At 66.3% G+C, this 18,840-nt stretch carries 17 protein-coding genes and 1 pseudogene; 14 read left to right on the top strand and 4 right to left on the bottom strand.

Annotated elements, in window-relative coordinates; genetic code table 11:
- The first annotated feature begins 64 nt into the window (after nucleotides 1-64).
- Nucleotides 65-268 (top strand): cold-shock protein, encoded by a 204-nt coding sequence (locus LQ144_RS00965; RefSeq protein ID WP_104046164.1) that lies wholly within the window; start codon nucleotides 65-67, stop codon nucleotides 266-268.
- A 612-nt stretch (nucleotides 269-880) separates the two neighbouring features.
- On the opposite strand, the gene LQ144_RS00960 is transcribed toward LQ144_RS00965, so the two are convergent.
- Nucleotides 881-1,075, bottom strand: coding sequence for a hypothetical protein (locus LQ144_RS00960; protein ID WP_230116693.1), 195 nt, complete (start codon nucleotides 1,073-1,075; stop codon nucleotides 881-883).
- 595 nt (nucleotides 1,076-1,670) lie between these two features.
- Between LQ144_RS00960 and LQ144_RS00955 the strand changes: the two are divergent.
- From LQ144_RS00955 to LQ144_RS00915, 9 genes and pseudogenes are all read left to right on the top strand, one after another.
- Nucleotides 1,671-1,899: pseudogene (locus LQ144_RS00955) on the top strand (IS110 family transposase); the annotation flags it as partial.
- Between the two features lie 456 nt (nucleotides 1,900-2,355).
- Complete coding sequence (gene dxs, locus LQ144_RS00950; protein WP_230116692.1) at nucleotides 2,356-4,329, top strand: 1-deoxy-D-xylulose-5-phosphate synthase; 1,974 nt, start codon at nucleotides 2,356-2,358, stop codon at nucleotides 4,327-4,329.
- A 111-nt stretch (nucleotides 4,330-4,440) separates the two neighbouring features.
- Nucleotides 4,441-5,001, top strand: a complete 561-nt coding sequence (locus LQ144_RS00945) for a hypothetical protein (protein ID WP_230116691.1) — start codon at nucleotides 4,441-4,443, stop codon at nucleotides 4,999-5,001.
- A gap of 33 nt (nucleotides 5,002-5,034) precedes the next feature.
- Entirely contained in the window at nucleotides 5,035-5,253 is a 219-nt protein-coding gene (locus LQ144_RS00940) for a hypothetical protein (protein ID WP_230116690.1), read from the top strand.
- 71 nt (nucleotides 5,254-5,324) lie between these two features.
- Nucleotides 5,325-6,302: an aldo/keto reductase gene (locus LQ144_RS00935; protein ID WP_230116689.1), complete on the top strand. Its 978-nt coding sequence runs from the start codon at nucleotides 5,325-5,327 to the stop codon at nucleotides 6,300-6,302.
- On the top strand, nucleotides 6,302-7,351 hold the full coding sequence (locus tag LQ144_RS00930; RefSeq protein ID WP_230116688.1) for a nucleoside hydrolase: 1,050 nt from the start codon (nucleotides 6,302-6,304) through the stop codon (nucleotides 7,349-7,351). Before LQ144_RS00935 ends, LQ144_RS00930 begins: the two co-directional genes overlap by 1 nt.
- Before the next feature lie 143 nt (nucleotides 7,352-7,494).
- Nucleotides 7,495-8,316: an ECF transporter S component gene (locus LQ144_RS00925; RefSeq protein WP_230116687.1), complete on the top strand. Its 822-nt coding sequence runs from the start codon at nucleotides 7,495-7,497 to the stop codon at nucleotides 8,314-8,316.
- 4 nt (nucleotides 8,317-8,320) lie between these two features.
- Nucleotides 8,321-9,082, top strand: a complete 762-nt coding sequence (locus LQ144_RS00920) for an energy-coupling factor transporter transmembrane component T (RefSeq protein WP_230116686.1) — start codon at nucleotides 8,321-8,323, stop codon at nucleotides 9,080-9,082.
- On the top strand, nucleotides 9,079-10,605 hold the full coding sequence (locus LQ144_RS00915; RefSeq protein ID WP_230116685.1) for an ABC transporter ATP-binding protein: 1,527 nt from the start codon (nucleotides 9,079-9,081) through the stop codon (nucleotides 10,603-10,605). The genes LQ144_RS00920 and LQ144_RS00915 overlap by 4 nt, the downstream gene beginning before the upstream one ends.
- Here the strand turns inward: LQ144_RS00915 and LQ144_RS00910 are convergent.
- Nucleotides 10,602-11,612, bottom strand: a complete 1,011-nt coding sequence (locus LQ144_RS00910; RefSeq protein WP_230116684.1) for a LacI family DNA-binding transcriptional regulator — start codon at nucleotides 11,610-11,612, stop codon at nucleotides 10,602-10,604. The two genes, LQ144_RS00915 and LQ144_RS00910, sit on opposite strands and share 4 nt — an antisense overlap.
- Before the next feature lie 104 nt (nucleotides 11,613-11,716).
- Here LQ144_RS00910 and LQ144_RS00905 point away from each other — a divergent pair, with 104 nt between their 5' ends.
- From LQ144_RS00905 to LQ144_RS00890, 4 genes are all read left to right on the top strand, one after another.
- The gene (locus LQ144_RS00905) at nucleotides 11,717-12,838 is read left to right on the top strand and encodes a Gfo/Idh/MocA family oxidoreductase (RefSeq protein ID WP_230116683.1); all 1,122 of its coding nucleotides are present in this window, start codon (nucleotides 11,717-11,719) and stop codon (nucleotides 12,836-12,838) included.
- Nucleotides 12,835-13,626, top strand: a complete 792-nt coding sequence (locus LQ144_RS00900; RefSeq protein ID WP_230116682.1) for a TIM barrel protein — start codon at nucleotides 12,835-12,837, stop codon at nucleotides 13,624-13,626. The genes LQ144_RS00905 and LQ144_RS00900 overlap by 4 nt, the downstream gene beginning before the upstream one ends.
- A gap of 122 nt (nucleotides 13,627-13,748) precedes the next feature.
- On the top strand, nucleotides 13,749-14,354 hold the full coding sequence (locus tag LQ144_RS00895) for a TetR/AcrR family transcriptional regulator (protein ID WP_230116681.1): 606 nt from the start codon (nucleotides 13,749-13,751) through the stop codon (nucleotides 14,352-14,354).
- The gene (locus tag LQ144_RS00890) at nucleotides 14,351-15,307 is read left to right on the top strand and encodes an EamA family transporter (protein WP_230116680.1); all 957 of its coding nucleotides are present in this window, start codon (nucleotides 14,351-14,353) and stop codon (nucleotides 15,305-15,307) included. Before LQ144_RS00895 ends, LQ144_RS00890 begins: the two co-directional genes overlap by 4 nt.
- 46 nt (nucleotides 15,308-15,353) lie before the next feature.
- On the opposite strand, the gene LQ144_RS00885 is transcribed toward LQ144_RS00890, so the two are convergent.
- Both LQ144_RS00885 and LQ144_RS00880 read right to left on the bottom strand, forming a co-directional pair.
- The gene (locus LQ144_RS00885; protein WP_230116679.1) at nucleotides 15,354-17,510 is read right to left on the bottom strand and encodes a 3-hydroxyacyl-CoA dehydrogenase NAD-binding domain-containing protein; all 2,157 of its coding nucleotides are present in this window, start codon (nucleotides 17,508-17,510) and stop codon (nucleotides 15,354-15,356) included.
- A complete protein-coding gene (locus LQ144_RS00880) occupies nucleotides 17,507-18,823 on the bottom strand; it encodes a thiolase family protein (RefSeq protein ID WP_230116678.1) in 1,317 nt (438 codons plus the stop codon). Before LQ144_RS00880 ends, LQ144_RS00885 begins: the two co-directional genes overlap by 4 nt.
- Nucleotides 18,824-18,840: the final 17 nt, after the last annotated feature.

Genomic DNA, 18,840 nt, shown 5'->3' with positions numbered 1-18,840 from the left:
TGTGAGTGGCGGGGACGGCAATCCGACAAGCGGATCCGGCCCGCGACCCGTGAAGGAAATAAGCATGGCAACAGGTACGGTCAAGTGGTTCAACGCCGAAAAGGGCTTCGGATTCATCGCCCCCGACGACGGAAGCGCTGACGTGTTTGCACACTTTTCAGCAATCGCATCCAGCGGTTACCGCTCCCTGGACGAGAACCAAAAGGTTCAGTTCGACGTCACGCAGGGCCCTAAGGGTCCGCAGGCGGAGAACATCCAGCCGCTCTAGGTAGTTCTCAGGAAGCTGGCCGGCTGGAAACCGTCAGCTTTTCTCTTCGAAGTTTCCCTGCAGTAAGCCCTCATCCACGCGCCTACTGGCAAAAGTGATTATTCGCTCTCGAACTACTCCATCCGGCCTCCGAGGACTGACGCTGGGCCGACGTATCTCGCAGGCCGAGGCTTACGAGACATATGCGGTGGCTTCCCCTGTTAGACGTCGTCGTGGGCACGGCCGGCTTCCGGAAACCAATCGGCGGTTCTCACCAATCGCAACGGTGTACGGGGAACGACAGGTGGACAGGACGGTTAGTGGCTGGTGCCTGTCTTCGCTTCGTTGGTTGCCCGCATGAGGGCCATGGTCAGGAGCGCCAGGAGCGCCAGGAGCGCCAGGAGCGCCAGGAGCGCCAGGAGACGGAGCACGGCCATGACGATGGCGACGGTCAGCGGGCGATAACCCCCAGCGTCGATTCGAGCGCGGATGCGCCTAACCAGGTACCGATGGCGGTTCTTCCGTTGAACGCTGACACCGAAGTGGCTACTGCGAGCGTGGGTGCAGCAGCCCCGGCTGGGAAGAATCGGTCAGCGGGGCGGCTCGCCCCGGTTCAGCTGGTTCGAAAGAGCTTCAGCCGTTCTCCCATTGGAGTCCGAGGAGACGGAAGGCCTTGCTGATTTCAGGACTGTCGTGTTGCAGCTTATCGATCATCACATCCTGGATGTTCGGTGTGATTGGAGGATCGCCCGGACGCTCAAACACGGCCCAGAGGTGGAGATCGGCGCCGTGGCGGGAGGCAAAAGTGACGCCGTCGAAGTCTGTCATCTCACAGAGCCACGCGGCGACAGCCTGTGTCAGGCGCCGCGGCGGGCGTCCTTCAGCATCGCTGCGTCAAAGTCAGCCAGACCCAGGCTCAGGGCCGCGCCGATGAAGTGCGTACAGGGCTGCGACGCTGCCGGAGGCGGTCACCGCACAGTGGGCCCGACAACTCAGCCGATGCGGCCGCGCGTTCTCGGCCCCAAGCTTGGGCTGCGGCTTCCGCTGTTCCGGCGGCCCAGGCCCTGGCTACCTGAAGCCGGTGACCGTCGATGGCGACCTGACGGACCAGGACTTCATCGACCAGTACAATCACTGTGAGTCTTGATCATGGCTGGTCCGGGACTGGCTGGCAGGATGGCTATTGGCCGCCCGGCCCCCGAAGATGTGACTCATACAATCATTGACATTTGATTGTCTTGTTGTGGACTTGTCCATCTTTTGGGGTGGGTGGCCGTACCATTCCGGCCCACCTCGGTAGCTTGATCAGAAGATTGTCCACCCCATGGCGGGGCATGACCCATCACAGTGCTGTCCCGACGTGACTCCTACCCGGACTGATGACGGCCGTTGACCCATGTCCATCGCTCTTCGGAAAGGTGCCGTGACCGCCATGTCCATCGTCGCTCATGCCCACCCATTTGTCGTAGGTGTCGACACACATGCCCGCAACCATGTCTACGCAATCCTCCACCAGCGGCGAACTACTTGAAACCCGGGAATTTCCCACCAACGCGGGCGGAATCAACCGGGCCGTTGACTGGGTCGCCCGCCGTACCGGCGCGGATGCCGACACCTTCTGGGTCATCGAAGGTGCCGCGACTTACGGGGCCTCGTCGGTTGATCTCCTAGCGGATGGGCTCCGCGGGACCTGATCGCCCGTCCACACACGACCCGGACGATAGGCTTTATGTTCGCGCCCGTTCCATCATTGGATAGCACGAAGACGCCATTGACCAGCGAAATCGCTGCTCCCAAGGAGATCCACCTCCTGTTTTAACATTCACTGGCAAGGAAATCTGACATTTTATATGGGTTCAAAAGTTGGTGAAGCATGTTGCAGTACGTGCTGCGCCAGATCTCCGCGAACTAGCGGATAGTCCCCGGGAGGCCGCGCCTCCCGGGGAATCTGGAACGTTGATGGCTCCGGCCGGTCCTGGACCGGCCGGAGCCTTTCGTTTGTCCTTCGCATGACAGCCGCCTGCCTCTGACCGAAAGATGACCTGCGCGGCTGCTTTGCCGGAGGCGTTAGAGTTAAAAGGCACGTCTACCACCGAAGGGAGGGGCCGTTGGGAATCTTGGAGACCATCCGGAACCCGCAGGACCTGAGCAAATTGTCGGCAGCTCAGCTGGACCAGCTGGCTGGCGACATCCGGAAATTCCTGATCAGCAACGTCTCGCAGACCGGTGGACACCTCGGACCCAACCTTGGCGTCGTGGAACTCACCATGGCCGTGCACCGCATCTTCGACTCGCCCCGCGACAGCATCGTTTTTGACACCGGGCACCAGTCATATGTCCACAAACTCCTGACCGGGCGCCAGGACTTCAGTACCCTGCGGCAGCAGGGCGGCATGTCCGGATACCCGGCCCGGGCCGAGTCCGAGCACGACATCGTGGAAAGCTCGCACGCTTCCTCCTCGCTGTCCTGGGCCGACGGAATCTCCCGCGCCCGCCAGCTGACCGGCGACGGCGACCGCTACGTCGTGGCGGTGGTGGGCGACGGCGCCCTGACCGGCGGCATGGCATGGGAAGCCATCAACAACATCGCGGCTGACAAGCGGCGGCGCGTGGTGATTGTGGTCAACGACAACGGCCGCTCCTATGCGCCCACCGTGGGCGGGTTCGCCGACTACCTGGCTTCACTGCGCCCCACCATCGACTCCTTCCGCACCGCGCCCGCCTACGAAGGCACGCTCGACTGGTGGAAGCACAAGCTCCAGAACGGCGGCCCGCTGGGGCAGCTGACCTACCGCAGCCTGCACGCCATGAAAAAGGGCATCAAGGACTGGTGGGCGCCCCAGGGCATGTTCGAGGACCTGGGCATGAAGTACATCGGACCCGTGGACGGCCACAACCTGCAGGCCATGGAACACGCCCTCGCCAGGGCCAAGCAGTACGCCGGACCGGTGATTGTCCATGCCATCACGGAGAAGGGCCACGGCTACGCGCCCGCCCGCGCCCACGAAGCCGACCAGTTCCACGCAGTGGGCATCATCGATCCGGAGACCGGCGAACCCACGGAGGGTGCAGCCGCCCAGTCCTGGACGTCTGTCTTCGCCACTGAAATTGCGGACATTGCGGACGATCGCCAGGACATTGTCGGCATCACCGGAGCCATGCTCATCCCGGTCGGCCTGCACAAGTTCGCCGCGCGACACCCCGATCGCGTCATCGACGTCGGAATCGCCGAGCAGCATGCGCTGACCTCGGCGGCCGGAATGGCCTTCGGCGGACTCCACCCCGTCGTCGCCATCTACGCGACCTTCCTGAACCGCGCGTTCGACCAGCTGCTGATGGACGTAGCCCTGCACAAAGCCGGCGTGACCATCGTCCTGGACCGCGCGGGCGTCACCGGCCCGGACGGCGCCAGTCACCACGGCATGTGGGACATGGCCATGGTCCAGATCGTCCCCGGGCTCCACCTGGCGGCGCCACGCGATGCCTCACGGCTCCGGGAGGAACTGCGGGAAGCCGTCGCCATCGAGGACGCGCCCAGCGTGGTCCGGTTCTCCAAGGGAAGCGTCGGCGCGGAGGTCGAGGCACTGGAAAGGCTGAGCGACGGCGTTGACGTCCTGGCCCGGCGGCCGAGCGGATCCACCGAAAACGACGTCCTGATCGTGAGCGTCGGCGCCATGTCCGAGCTCGCCCTGGATGTCTCCAACCGGCTGGGCGCCCAGGGGATCAGCTCCACAGTGGTGGATCCCCGGTGGGTCCTTCCGGTGCGCCGCTCCATCGTGGCACTCGCGTCCCACCACCGGCTGGTCGTCTGCATCGAGGACGGTGTGCGGGCCGGCGGGGTCGGCTCCCGGATCCGCCAGGAGATGCGTGCCGCCGGGGTGGACACCGCCCTGAACGAGGTGGGCCTCCCGGTCGACTTCCTGGACCACGGCACCCGCAGCCAGGTCCTTGAACGGGTGGGCCTTACGGCCCAAAAGATCACCCACGACGTCGTGGCGCAGGTTCTGGGAACCAAGGTGCCTTTCGCACGTCCCCTGCCGGGGCAGGAACATCCCAGTACCGGTAGCCTGCCCATTCTTTAAGGGCTCCGCACGGCGTTCGCACCGGCCACCACCGAGTTTTCAGGCCATGAAGGCCCACCACCATCCACCGTTCGGCGGCAACAGACCGCGGGCGATCCAGAAAAGAGCGGCATGAGCGGGATTATCCGGGTTTACAAGCGTGACGAAGAAGGGGCCCTCCAGTTCAGGGAGGCCTGGTACGACGAGGACTACAGCCAGTTCGTCATGAACCACGGGGCCGTAGGGCACCAGAGCAAGACCGATGAGACTGACGTTCCGGACGCCGAGGCAGCAGAGCGCCTGATGGATGCCTTCGCCGTGCAGTGCGCCGAAGACGGCTATGCCGAAATTGCGGATGAAAAGCAGTTCTGGGTAGTTGCCCAGTACGCCCTCAAGACCCGGGAAGGCACCAGCCGGGACCGGTACCTCGAAGAAAAGGCCAAGGATGCCCTGATCAGCCACCTTGCCTGGCGCGGCCTCGGGACGGTCGAACGCTCCGAATTCAGCGACTCCAAGCTGAACATCTTCTGCCTCTGCCCGGATGTCAACAAAGCCGTCAGCGCCATCAAGGTCTGCATCCGCGGTGAGGACCTGGACTTCACCAAGCTGAGCATCGGCGCAGCCCCGTTCAGCGATCCGACAGTTCTGAAACTCAAGCATTCACCCAAGCAAGCCACAGCTTTCACCCTCTAACAAAGCCCGCAGCTCAATGGAAGGCAGAACGCCATGACAAAGAAGTCAGTCCAGCCAGGCCGAACACCGATTCCCCGGGGCATTGCCTCGCCCGCCCGCAGGGTGCTGGCCCATTCAGGCGTTGAGACGCTTGAGCAGCTCGCCCAGCTCGGAATGCGGCAGATGACAGAGCTGCCTGGCATGTGCCCCAAAACCATGGCCCAGCTGCAGGACGCCCTGGACGAGCACGGGCTGGGGTTTGCCGCCAGCTGAGCGGGCCCCTGGCTGACCGGCTTCGACCTGGAATGACGGGCCGCCGCTGGCTGCCGTTATAGGGTGAATCCATGAGCGAATACCGCCGTCTTGGAAAATCCGGACTGACCGTTTCCGTCGTGGGACTTGGCTGCAACAACCTTGGCCGGGCCAATACGGTGACGGAATCACAAGAGGGGACTGACGCCGTCGTGCATGCCGCCCTGGACACGGGGGTGACGTTCTTCGACGTCGCGGACACGTACGGCCGGGAACCTGGGCTCAGCGAAACAATGCTCGGCAAGGCGCTGGGCAGCAGGCGGGACGAAGCCGTGGTGGCGACGAAGTTCGGCATGGACATGCGCGGAGCCAACGGCAGCGATCACGGCGCCCGCGGTTCCAGGCGCTATATCATCCGCGCCGCGGAGTCCTCCCTGCGGCGGCTGGGCACCGACTGGATCGACCTGTACCAGTTCCACACCCCGGACCCGCTCACCCCCATTGAAGAGACCCTCGACGCCCTGGACGAGCTGGTGACCAGCGGCAAGGTCCGGTACGTCGGCCATTCCAACCGTGCCGGCTGGCAGATCGCCGAGGCCGAATTTGTCGCCCGGGCCCGCGGCGGTGCCCGCTTCATCTCGGCGCAGAACCACTACAACCTGCTGGACCGCCGCGCCGAACTTGAAGTCACGCCGGCAGCGGAGGCCTACGGGATCGGGGTGCTGCCGTACTTCCCCCTCGCGAACGGACTCCTGACCGGTAAGTATGCCCCGCACCAGGCGCCGCAAGGCTCGCGGCTGAGCCACACCCGCACCCAACTTGTGGACGACGCGGACTGGCGGCAGCTGGAGCAGTTCAGCGCCTTTGCGGCCGCGCGCGACCTCACCGAAGTGCAGGTGGCCTTCTCCTGGCTCGCAGCGCAGCCGTCGGTCAGCAGCGTCATCGCAGGAGCCACGAGGCCCGAGCAGGTCCGCCAGAACGCCGAGGCTGTCGCCTGGGTGCCCAGCGAGTCCGAGCTGGCGGAGCTGGACGCCATCTTCCCGCAGACCCCCAAGGTGGCCCTGTTCTGATGCAGTCCATCCTGATGGACGTCGACACCGGGATCGACGATGCCCTCGCGCTGGTCTACCTGCTGTCCCGCCCGGAGGTCAGGATCCAGGCCATCACCTGCACCGCAGGAAACGTGGGCGCACGGCAGGTGGCCCTGAACAACCTGGCACTCCTGGAACTCTGCGGCAGGTCCGGCGTGGAGGTGGCCATCGGGGCCGAGGCGCCGCTGAAGATACCGCTGGTGACCACCGAGGAGACGCACGGCCCGCAGGGCATCGGTTACGCAGAACTCCCGCCGCCGGCACAGGCAATCTCGGAACGCCATGCCGTGGACGTCTGGGTAGAGACAGTCCGGGCCCATCCGGGGGAGATCACAGGTCTCATCACCGGCCCGATGACCAACTTCGCGCTGGCACTGCGCCGCGAGCCGGAACTCCCCAGGCTGCTCAGGGGCCTGGTGATCATGGGCGGATGCTTCAACTACCAGGGCAACACCACCCCCACGGCGGAATGGAACGTGTCCGTTGACCCGCACGCTGCGCAGGAGGTCTTCGCCGCCTACTCCGGCCTTCCCTCGGACAAACTGCCGGTGGTGTGCGCCCTCGAGACCACGGAGCGGATCGAACTGCGGCCGGAGCACCTGCAAAGGCTGGCGGAGGCCGCCGGGGCGGCCGGACCGGAGCTCGTGCTGCCGGAGCAGCCGGAAGGGCAGCGCAGCGCCTCGGACAATCCGCTCGTGGCCTGCCTCGCGGACGCCATCCGCTTCTACATGGAATTTCACCGGCTGTATGACCAGGGATATGTCGCCCACATGCACGACGCCTTCGCCGCCGCCGCCGCCATCGGCCGCACGCCGTTCCAGACCCGGACGGCAACCGTGCACGTGGAAACCCAGTCACCCCGGCTTTTCGGCACCACGGTGGCGGACTTCCGTGGCCTCTGGAATGAGCCGCCCAACGCCCGCATCGTGACGTCGAACGATCCCGCGCAGTGCTTTGACGAGCTGATTGCGTCAGTGGGGTCCCTGGCGCGCGCCCTCCCGGCATCCGGGCACCGCGTGTACCCGTAGCACCACGGATTGCGCGTAGCACGCCGTGCCCGGCGGTCGGTAGGATGGTAGCCGGGCCAAGGTGACATAGGCGCCAACTTTTGCGTACGCGGAAGATCACGCCACGGGGGCGGGACCCGCCGTCATCAGCCTAAGGATCCACCATGTCACAGCCGTCCCTGACCCTTCCCACCCCTGGACAGCAGGCGGGCCGAAACCGCCGCCTGCTCGAGCTCTTGGGCGCCGCCGCCATCGCGGCCACCTTCGTCTACCTCGTACTCACCCAGCCCGCCGACATCGCGGGCGGACTGGGAAGCGTCTCCGCCCTCGTTGCCCTGGGCGGCTTCCTGCTCGGCGCCGCCCTGCTGATCGCCGGTGTGCTCCCCACGCTTCCCACGTCGACAGTTGTGCTCATGCCGGTGGCACTGGTCCTGAACATCGTTCTGGGTCAGCTCATGGGCACCAGCGGGCTGCCCTTTTACTTCGATGCCATCGGCACCGTGCTGGTTGCCGTGCTCGCTGGCCCCGCGGCCGGCGCCGCCACCGGCGCCCTGAGCAGCATCGTCTGGTCCTTCATCAACCCCACTGTCCTGCCCTTCGCCGCGGGTGCGGCCCTGATCGGGTTCCTCGCCGGCACCGCCGCCCGCTACGGGCTGTTCCGGCGCTTCTACCTCGCACCGGTTGCGGGCTTCGTCACTGGAATCCTGGCCGGCGTGGTCTCCGCGCCCGTCGCCGCCTTCGTCTTCGGCGGAACCTCAGGGGCCGGGACCGGCGCCATCGTCAGTGCCTTCCGGGCCATGGGCGACACTCTGCTCGCCGCCATCACCAAGCAGGCCCTGATATCGGACCCCATGGACAAGGCCATCGTCTTCGCCATCGCGGCCACGCTGGTCTACGCCCTCCCGCGGCGCACCACCTTCCAGTTCCCGTTCGTGCGCCGCTTCAACGTTCTCGCAGGCAAGGACCCGGCCAAAAGGGATTCCTGACCCGGTGGCCGCGCCCCGACTTAATCCGCTCACCCTGCTTGCAGCCGCCGCAGCAGTACTGGTTATTACGACGGCGGCATCCAGCTGGGCGTTTTCCCTCACCGTCGCGGCCGGTGCTGTCGCCCTTTCCGCCGCCAACGGCTGCGCACGCCGCGTCCTTCTTGCCGGCACCGCAATCCTGGCGCCGTTCTGGCTCTCGCTCCTGGTGATGCACGGACTCTTTTACCCCGAGGGCCGCACAGTGCTGGTTCACTGGGGGCCGGCTCGGGTCACGGCAGAAGGGCTGGGGTTCGCCCTCGACATGGGGCTGCGCACGTCCGCCTTCGTCCTGGTACTCATGCTGTTTTCGTTCAGCATCAGGGTGCCGGACCTGGTTGCCGCGCTGGCCACCCTTCGCCTTCCTCCGCAGTTCGGCTATGTCCTGGCATCCACACTGATGCTTGCTCCCATCATTGCCGCGCGGCTCGGGAAGGTCCGCCAGGCACAGGAAGCGCGCGGGCTGGTGGTGGGCAAAGGCATCCGGAGCCGTCTGGGGGCCGTGCGGCTGCAAATGATTCCGCTGGTGCTGGGCCTGGTCCACGATGCCGGAACCCGGGCCCAGGCACTTGATGCCAGGGGATTCGGGCGCCCCGGTCCAAGGACCACTTACCGGAAAGTCAACGATTCACACGCCCAGCGTGGCTTCCGCGTTGTCGCCCTCCTGCTGGCCGCCGTCGCGGTGGTCCTGCGGATCGCGGCCTCCTACCTTACCGGCGGTCCGGCATGAGCGGGCAGGAAACGGCGCGGGCAACGCTGCAGGCAGCCATTGACTCCTTCGCCTTCCACGGCGACTCCGCTCCGGCCCTGCGCGGAGTGCAGGTAGAGGCCGTCCCGGGATCCCTGACGGCGGTTCTTGGCGGTTCCGGCAGCGGAAAATCCACCCTGGGCCGTTTGCTCGGTGCGTGGCTGGAGGGTGGCCGCGACGGAACTTTGAAAGGCACCCTGCAGCTGTACGTCGGTGACAATACGGATGAAAGCCGCCCGCTGGTTTACTCCGGGGCCGACGACGACCCGCGGATCGATGCCGCCGCCTGGGCCGACCACGTCGGCTACGTGCCCCAGGATGCGGCGGCCATGCTCTCCGCCGTCCGCGGCACGGTGGAGGAGGAGCTAGCCTTCGGCCTGGAGAACCGCGGGACGGCGCGGGCAGACATGGTGCGGATCGTGGCTGAAACGGCCCACCGGACCGGTCTCACCGGGCTGCTGGAGCGGGACCCGGCAACCCTGTCCGGGGGAGAGCTGCGGCGCCTTGCGCTCGGCTGCGCCATTGTTGCTGATCCGGGCATTTTGATTCTTGATGAACCGCTGGCATCGCTTGACGACGCCGGGGCGCGGGCACTGACTGGACTGGTCAAAGCCCAGCTGGCGCGCGGCACAGCTGTCGTGGTGCTGAGCCAGCACGCCGACTCACTGACCCGCACGGCGTCGCAGTGGATCGTCCTGAAGGGCGGGGCCGTGACAGCGGCCGGACGGCCGGACCGGCTGCTTGCCGGCGACTCGCTCGCGGATGCCGGCGTGGTCGTCAGCGGGCTGCCCGGGCAGCGCTCACTGCAGGCACAGCCCCGGCTCTCCCCGGTACCGGCGGCTGCACCTGCCCTGGAGCTGGATGGCGTGTCGTTCGGGTATCACGCGGGCGGTCCCGGGTCATCGCTCCTGCTGGACAACGCGGACCTCAGCGTGCGGCCGGGAGAAATCGTGGCGGTGACCGGTCCGAATGGCGCGGGGAAGTCGACGCTCTTGCGGCTGTTCAACGGGCTGCTCAGGCCGCTGCGCGGGGAGGTCCGCGTGGACGGAAAAGCAATCTCGGGAGTCCCGACGGGAATTGTGGCCGAGCGGCTCGGGCTGCTGTTCCAGCATCCTCATGACCAGCTGTTCGAGCGGACCGTGCAGCGTGAGGTGTCGTTCGGTCTGGAGCGGCTGTTCGGCGACGGGGCACAGGCCAGGGCAGAAGCAGCGCTGGCGTCCGTGGGACTCGACGGGGACGGCGGCGTCCATCCCCATGAGCTTTCCGGCTCCGGGCAGCGCCTGCTGGCACTGGCTACGGTCCTGGCACGGGAGCCGGCAGTGCTGGCCCTCGACGAACCGACGGTCGCGCTTGATGCCCACGGTTTGCAGCGGCTCACCGCCGCCATCTCCGCGGCGGCCGGCCGCGGCGCCGCCGTCGTACTGGTGACGCATGACCTCGCGTTTGCGCGGGCGCACGCCCACCGGACGGTGAAGCTCAGCGGCGGTGTGCTGGCGGGCTCCTAGGAGCCCCGGGGAGGGGCGGTGGTTTTGCGGACGACCAGATGCGGGGTGCGCACGACATGGGCCGGCGCCTCCGCTCCCTCCACGCGGTCGGCGGCCCGGTTGACGGCCGCCGCGGCAAGCAACGGCGCGTCCTGGCTGACGGATGAGAGCTGTACATAGCTGAGCCGGGCCAGCTGGCTGTCGTCATAACCGAGCACCGAAACGTCAGCGGGAACCCGCAGACCCTCTGCACGGAAGCCTTCAATCACGCCGAGGGCTGATCTGTCGTTGAACGCGACAACAGCTGTAGGCACTTCTCGCACCAGCGAGGTGTCTAGCAAGCACCGGGCGGCCCTGAGCCCGTCCTCTTCGTTCGGGCCACCAGTGACGACAACGGCGTCCAGGCCGTGGCGTTGCATCTCGGCACGGAAAGCTGCGCTGCGCTTTTCGGCGGAAACGGCTGTCCCTCCGTCCACGTGCACGATGTGGCGATGCCCCAGTCCGATGAGGTGCCCGACCGCCAACCTGATGCCTGCGCGGTCGTCACTGCTCACAGAGTCGACGGAGTCCCCGACATCGTCGCGTAGGAGGCTGACGACCGGCACTTGGCTGGCATAGCGCGCCAGTTCCTCGTTGCTGAGGGCCGGCGAGACCATGACCAGGGCTTCGGACCCGAAATCCAGGAGCGACTCAATGGCCCGGGTTTCGGGCCTTCCGCTGGCGATCGCGCTGAGTGCGATTTCGTAACCGCGACCTTGGGCCTCCGCGTAGGCAGCATCAACTATTTCAGCGTGGAATGGCTGGGAGCTGGAGAAACTCAGGCCCAGCAATCTGGTTCGGCTGCTGCGAAGCAACCGCGCCCGGCTGTCCGGCCTGTAGCCAAGTTCCCGTGCGGCCTGCAGGACTTTTTGCCTGGTGGCCTCCGCGGCGCCGGGGGCACCGCGCATCACGATGGAGACCAAAGCCCGTGACACACCTGCTGCCTGGGCCACGTCCACGAGAGTGGGGCGCCGCTGCTGTTCCGTCATGCTGCTCCTTGTTCTGAAGCAGTCTATAGAACGATCTAGACAGGAAGCCAGCGGCATGCCACCATGGGTGAACTAGAACGATCTAGATTCTCCCAGGAGTCGCCATGAGTTACCGTCAGCACCCGGTCATCGCAGACCGTCCCGTCCGAATCGCCCTGATCGGCGCCGGCTGGATCGGAACCTTCCACGCCGAGTCTGTTGCCCGCCGGATTCCCAATGCCCGCCTCGAAGCCATCGCTGATCCGGCCATGCCCGCCGTCGAGGCCCTCGCGAGCCGGCTGGGCGTTGCGAAAATCAGCGCCGATCCCGCTGATGTCATCAATGACCCGGACGTCGATGCCGTGCTCATCGCGGCACCGGCGCGGTTCCACTCCGGTCTGATCGCGGCCGCGGCCCGGGCGGGGAAGGACGTGTTCTGCGAAAAGCCCGGCGGCCGCACTGTCGAGGAACTGGATGAGGCCATGGCGGCGGCCGAGGCCGCCGGCGTTATTGTGCAGTTTGGCTTCAACCGGCGCTACGCGGCCGATTTCGCCGCGGCACGGAAGCTGATAGATGACGGCGTTGTGGGGACACCCCAGCTGCTGCGGTCCCTGACGCGGGACCCGGGTACCGCGTCAGGGATCGCGAATCCGGAACGCATCCCGCCCAACACGATCTTCTTGGAGACCCTGATCCACGACTTTGACACGCTGAACTGGCTGAATCCGGGCGCCATTCCAGTGCGCGTCCACGCGGTGGCTGACGCGCTGGTTGCCCCGGAAGCGAAAGCCGGCGGACTGCTGGACACGGCGGTCGTCACCGTCACCTACAGCAACGGTGCCATTGCGGTGGCCGAGGCGAACTTTAACGCACTGTACGGCTACGACGTGAGGGGTGAGGTGTTCGGGTCCGCCGGCATGGTGACAGCCGGCGGTTTGCGGGCCTCCAGCGCGACCAGCTACACCGCAGCCGGCACCGGCAGTTCCACGGTGCGTTTAAACGTGGATCTCTTCCACGACGCCTACACGGAGGAAGTTGGACGCTTCGCCGACGCAGTTTCGGCGCGGCGTGAGGGCGTCCAGGCCATGGGAATTCCTGGTCCGGGCTGGGCAGATGCCCGCAACGCCCTGGCGGTGGCCCTGGCCGCGGCACGGTCAGCCGGGACCGGGCTGCCTGTGGATGTCGCCTCGATCGCCGCGCTGCGGGCAGCCGAGCCGGATCTCCGCTCTGTGGGGGAGCACGCATGAGCTTCCGCTTGGCCGTCTGTGCCGAAATGGTCTACGGTGAGCTGCCGCTGATCGAGAGGGTCCGCCGCATCCAGGGGCAGGGCTACGAAGTGGAGCTCTGGGACACCCGGGGGCGCCATATTGCGGCCCTTGCAGCCACCGGGGCCCGCTTTTCGTCGATGAGCGGCTACTTTGGCGGCAGCCTCATCGACCCCGCCGGGGCCGCGGAAGTGCTCGCCTCCGCGGAAAAGCTGATTCCAACGGCCTTGGAACTCGGTGTCGAACGGATGGTGGTCCACCCGGCCGAGCTCGGCGAGGGAGGCCGCGCCGTCCGGCCGCTTCACCGTTCTACCGGCGAGATGTGGCTGACAGGCCTGCGCACCCTTGAGCGTCTGGCCATGCTGGGTGAGAAGCATGGCGTGACGTTTGCACTCGAAAACCTGAACACGATTCTGGACCACCCCGGCATACCGCTGGCCCGGGCAAAGGACACCATGGCCCTTGTCTCGGCGGTTGACCATCCGAACGTGAGGATGATGCTGGATCTCTATCACGCCCAGATCGGAGAGGGAAACCTGATCGAACTGGTCCGTGCCGCCCGGCCATGGATCGGGGAGATCCAGGTTGCAGACGTTCCGGGCCGGTTCGAACCCGGTACGGGGGAGATCAACTACCGTGCCGTCGCCTCGGCCCTTAGAGATGCTGGGTACACCGGCGTCATCGGCCTGGAGGCAGGTGCCTTCGGGGGGCAGAGCCTGGAAGCAGGGGACACCGCCTTGGCCGCCTTCGGATCCGCCTTCGACGTCTGACCGGCTCGACGGCCACCTTCTTGGCGCTGGTCATGGTACGCGGTACCGCTGCGCTGGCGCACTCGGGCGCGTAGTAGGTAGACTAGGCTACCTACTATGCACACCACTCGCGAGGAGCATTGATGACCGGGAAGCAGCTGACACCAGGAGGCGCCCCGCCCAAGAGACGTGCCCGCGACGCACTCATCGAGGCGGCCTCGCGGCGATTCTATGCAAACGGCCTGGCCGGAACGGGAATTGACGCCATTACGGCAGAGGCCGGCGTGGCCAAGAAGAGCCTCTACAACAACTTCGCCTCGAAAGCGGACCTCATCACGGCGTACCTGACTGCCCGCCACGAGGAGTGGATGGGGCTCTATCGGATGAGGCTGGAGAGGGCGACCGGCGCCAGGGAGCGCGTCCTCGCGGTCTTCGATGCGTATGCAGATCACGCCGGTCTGGCGTACGAGCATGGCTTTCGGGGCTGTGGCCTGCTCAACGCCGCAGCCGAGCTGCCCGCCGGGGACTCTGGAAGGACGGTGGTCCGGCGGCACAAGGAGGAGGTTGAAGCGTTGTTATCCGAGCATGTGGCCGAGCTCCTTCCGCACTCACCTGATCGGGCGGGTTCAATTGCCCGGCACCTGGCGTTCCTGCTTGAAGGGTCGATGGCCCGGGCAGGCCTCGAAGGCAACGACAGCTGTATTCAGGAAGCCCGCGGGATTGCGGCCACGCTGATCGGCGGCCTGTGAAGAACGCAGGTTTCAGGGGAAGTTCCTGGGGGGCGCTGTTTGTCCTGGCCGCCTCGGTGCTGTGGGGCACAACGGGAACGGCGGCCACCTTCGCCCCCGAAGTAAGCCCACTCGCGATCGGAGCGGCAGCAATGGGTTTGGGCGGCCTGCTCCAGGCGGCGATTGCAGCACGATCGATCATGGCGTTCGCCACATCCCTGCGCAGCCAGTGGTCCACGATGGCTTTGGGGTCGTTGGCCGTCGCAACGTACCCGCTCGCCTTCTACTCGTCAATGCACCTGGCCGGCGTGGCGGTTGGGACCGTTGTCTCCATCGGTTCAGCTCCGCTCGCCTCCGCCGTCATTGAACGGATTGTGGACAAGAGAAGATTTACGGGACGGTGGACGGTGGGCGCGGTGCTCGGTCTGTCCGGTACCGTGCTGTTGTGTTTCGCCGGAGCCGGGCAAGGTGATCCGGCAGCGGATCTGGGATGGTCCACGTCAGCCGGTATCGGCCTGGGGCTGATTGCCGGGCTCACGTATGCGGTCTACTCCTGGGCCGCCCACCGCCTGATTAACACGGGCGTACCCTCAACAGCAGTCATGGGGTCCGTCTTCGGCATAGGCGGGCTACTGCTCATGCCCGTACTGGCAATAACCGGCACTCCGCTCGTCACTTCCTGGCAGAACGCGGCCGTCGGTGTGTATATGGCCCTTGTCCCAATGTTTGCCGGCTACGTTCTGTTCGGCTGGGGCCTGGCCCGTGTCCGCGCCAGCACGGCCACTACGATATCCCTCACTGAGACAGTGGTGGCCGCCATCCTGGCGGTGGCAGTAGTGGGCGAACGCCTGCCGGCTCCGGCCTGGGTTGGTGCCGCGCTGGTCGCAGGAAGCCTGTTCGTGCTGACGCTGCCTGCTGCTACAGCGCGTTACGGGCAGGCCGAAAAAGTCCGGGCGTCGAGCCCGTCACGTTAAAAACGTGAAGGGCCCGACACCGCCCGGCCGCGCCGCCGGCAGAAACTTACGGCCGGGACGCCACTCCGGGGGCCAGGAAGCGCCTGCCGTTGACACGCTCGGACGCGCCCACCCGGTCCAGATAAGGAGTAATGCCGCCCAGGAACATCGGCCAGCCCGCACCCAGGATCATGCAGAGATCGATATCCTCCGGCCCGGCCACCACGCCTTCGTCGAGCATGAGGCCGATTTCCTCGGCCAGGGCATCCTGCGTGCGGCGCAGGACTTCCTCGCCGCTTGAAGGGGAGGTCCCGAAAGACATCAGCGCCAGCGTCGACGGGGGAATTTCCTGGCCGCCGTCGGCAGCAGCCGCCCAGAGTGACTTCACCCCGTTGTCAATCAGCTTCTGCAGGTTCTGCGACACCGGGAAGCGCCCGCCGAACGCCGCATGCAGCGACTCCTGCACATGCTGTGCCACGGGCAGGCCAACCATCGCGCCCAGCGTGAACGGCGTCATGGGCAGGCCCATGGGCCGCAGGGCGTTGTCTGCAACGTCCGCCGGCGTTCCCTCGTCGAAGGCCGCGGTGACTTCGCCCATGAGCCGCAGAAGGATGCGGTTGACCACGAAAGCCGGAGCATCCTTGACCAACACTGCGGTCTTCTTGAGCCCCTTGGCCAGTTCGAAGGCGGTGGCCAGCACCGCGTCGTCTGTCCGGGGGGCCCGGACGATCTCCAGCAGGGGCATGACGGCCACCGGGTTGAAGAAGTGGAAGCCCACCAGCCGCTCCGGGTTCTGCAGGTCTGCGGCCATGGCAGTGACGGACAGGGATGACGTGTTGGTGGCGAGGACGCAGTCGGGGGAGACCACGGCCTCCAGTTCGGCGAAGACCTGCTTCTTGACGTTCAGTTCCTCGAAGACCGCTTCGATGACGAAGTCGGCATCTGCGAACTGCTCCTTGGAAACAGACCCGGTCACGAGCGCCTTGGTCCTGTTGGCGGCGTCCTGGCTGATCCGCGTCTTGCCCAGCAGCTTGTCCACTTCTGCGTGCACGTAGCCCACACCCTTGTCCACGCGGGCCTGGTCGATGTCGGTCATGACGACAGGGACCTTGAGCTGGCGGGCGAAAAGGAGGGCAAGCTGGCTGGCCATCAGTCCGGCACCCACCACGCCGATCTTGGTCACGGGGCGCGCGAGCTTGCGGTCGGGTGCGCCGGCGGGGCGCTTGGAGCGCTTCTGCACGAGGTCAAGGAATGCGTAGACCGTCGAGCGGAATTCGTCGGTCTGCATGAGGCCGGCCAGGGTTTCGCATTCCAATGCCGCGGAGTCTGCCTCCGACAAGGTCCGGGTGGTCTCCATGATCTCCAGGACCTTGGCAGGTGCGGGCGAGGCGTTGGACGTCTTGGACTCCACGAAGGAGCGGCCGGCCGCCACCGCCCCGGCCCAGCGGGCGGCAACTTCCGGGTCAGAAGGGTCGACGGCGTTGGGCCGCTCGGGTGTGACCTCGCCGGAGATGATTTTCGCGGCCCACGCGACGGACTGTTCCACGAAGTCGGCCGGTTCGAACATGGCATCGGCGATGCCCAGCCTGTAGGCATCCGGCCCGGTGAGCGTGCGGTTGTTGCTGAGCGGGTTTTCGATCATGACCCTGAGGGCATTTTCGGGGCCGATCAGGCGCGGCAGCAGATAGACCCCGCCCCAGCCGGGAACCAGCCCGATGAAGGATTCAGGGAGGGCCAGCGCCCCGGCTCCGGAGGAGACAGTGCGGTACGTGGACTGCAGGGCGATTTCCAGACCTCCGCCCAGTGCCACGCCGTTGATGAACGCGAAGCTTGGCACGCCAAGGTTGGAAAGCGTGGCATAGACATCGTGCCCCAGCTGCGCCATCCACAGGCCGTGCTCCCGGTTGTTGAGCGACTTCACCGCGGACAGGTCAGCGCCGGCCACGAGATAATACGGCTTGCCCGTCACGCCAACGCCCACGATCTCACCTTTGGCGGCCCGGTCACGGAGTCCTTCGAGAACGGTGCCGAGTTCCACGAGCGTGTTGGGCCCAAGGGTGGTGGGCTTGGAATGATCCAGCCCGTTGTCGAGGGTGATGAGAGCGAAGGTGCCTCCGCCTGCTCCGCCTGCGGCGGCGGGCAGCTCGATGTCCTGTACGTAGGAGTGGGTGACCGTCTCGTCGGGGAAGAGATCGGCGAGCTTGCGGAAATCTGCTGCACTCATGCTGTTGCTCCTGCGGTGTGGGTGGAGGCCGGGGACTCGTTGCGGGCGGATATTTCTGCGGTGTTTTCGGCGTTCAGGGGCCCCGCCCCGCTGTAGTCGGCGTGGTGCGGGTTCTCCCAGATGACGGTGGCCCCCATTCCCAGGCCAACGCACATGGCGGTGATGCCGTAGCGGACGGTGTGGTCCTCCTCGAACTGCCGGGCAAGCTGGTTCATGAGCCGGATGCCGGAGGAGGCGAGCGGGTGGCCCACCGCAATGGCCCCGCCGTAGCGGTTGACCCGGGGGTCGTCGTCGGAGATCCCGAAATGGTCCAGGAAACTCAGGACCTGGACGGCAAATGCCTCGTTGATTTCGAACAGGCCGATGTCCCCGATGTCCAGGCCAGCCTTCGCCAGGGCCTTTTCGGTCGACGGAACGGGCCCGATGCCCATGACTTCCGGCTCCACTCCCGCATAGGCATAACTGACGAGCCGCATCTTCACGGCCAGCCCCAGTTCCGCCGCGCCGTCGGAGGATGCCAGCAGCGCCGCCGTGGCGCCGTCGTTCAGTCCGGCAGCATTGCCCGCCGTCACGCGGCCGTGGGCACGGAAGGGCGTCCGCAGCGAGGCCAGGTCTTCCAGCGTGGTTCCCGGGCGCGGCGGCTCATCCACCGTGTTGACGGTCCAGCCCTGGCCGGGCTTCATGGTGGCCACCGGAACAAGGTCCGGCTGGATCTGTCCGGTGCCGTACGCGGCCTGCAGCTTGTTCTGGGAGGCAACCGCGTACGCGTCAGTGCGGTCCCTGGTGATGGCCGGAAAGCGGTCGTGCAGGTTCTCCGCCGTATTGCCCATGTTGAGGGCGGCCGGATCCACGAGCCGCTCAGACATGAAACGCGGGTTGGGGTCGGCGCCGGCACCCATCGGGTGGTTGCCCATGTGTTCCACGCCGCCGGCAATCACGACGTCGTAGGCGCCAAAGGCGATGCCGCCTGCGGTCGCGGTGACGGCGGTCATGGCGCCGGCGCACATGCGGTCGATGGCGAAGCCGGGAACCGTGCGGGGCAGCCCCGCCAGCAGGGCAGCCGTCCGCCCGATCGTGAGGCCCTGGTCGCCCGTCTGGGTGGTTGCCGCGACGGCCACTTCGTCGACGCGGGCGGCGGGCAGGGCCGGGTTGCGCCTCATCAGTTCGCGGATGCATTTGACCACCAGGTCATCAGCCCGCATGCCGGCGTAGATGCCTTTCTCGCCGGCCCGGCCGAAAGGCGTTCGCACGCCGTCCACGAAGACGACGTCGCGGACAACGCGCTGATTTCCGCTGCTTCGGTGTTGGCTCACGTGCTGCTCCTCATTGA

It is taken from the genome of Arthrobacter sp. Bi83 (assembly GCF_918698095.1).
GTDB lineage: Bacteria > Actinomycetota > Actinomycetes > Actinomycetales > Micrococcaceae > Arthrobacter.
Note: the sequence above shows the minus strand (reverse complement) of the source record. Positions and strands in the feature narration are given on the sequence as shown.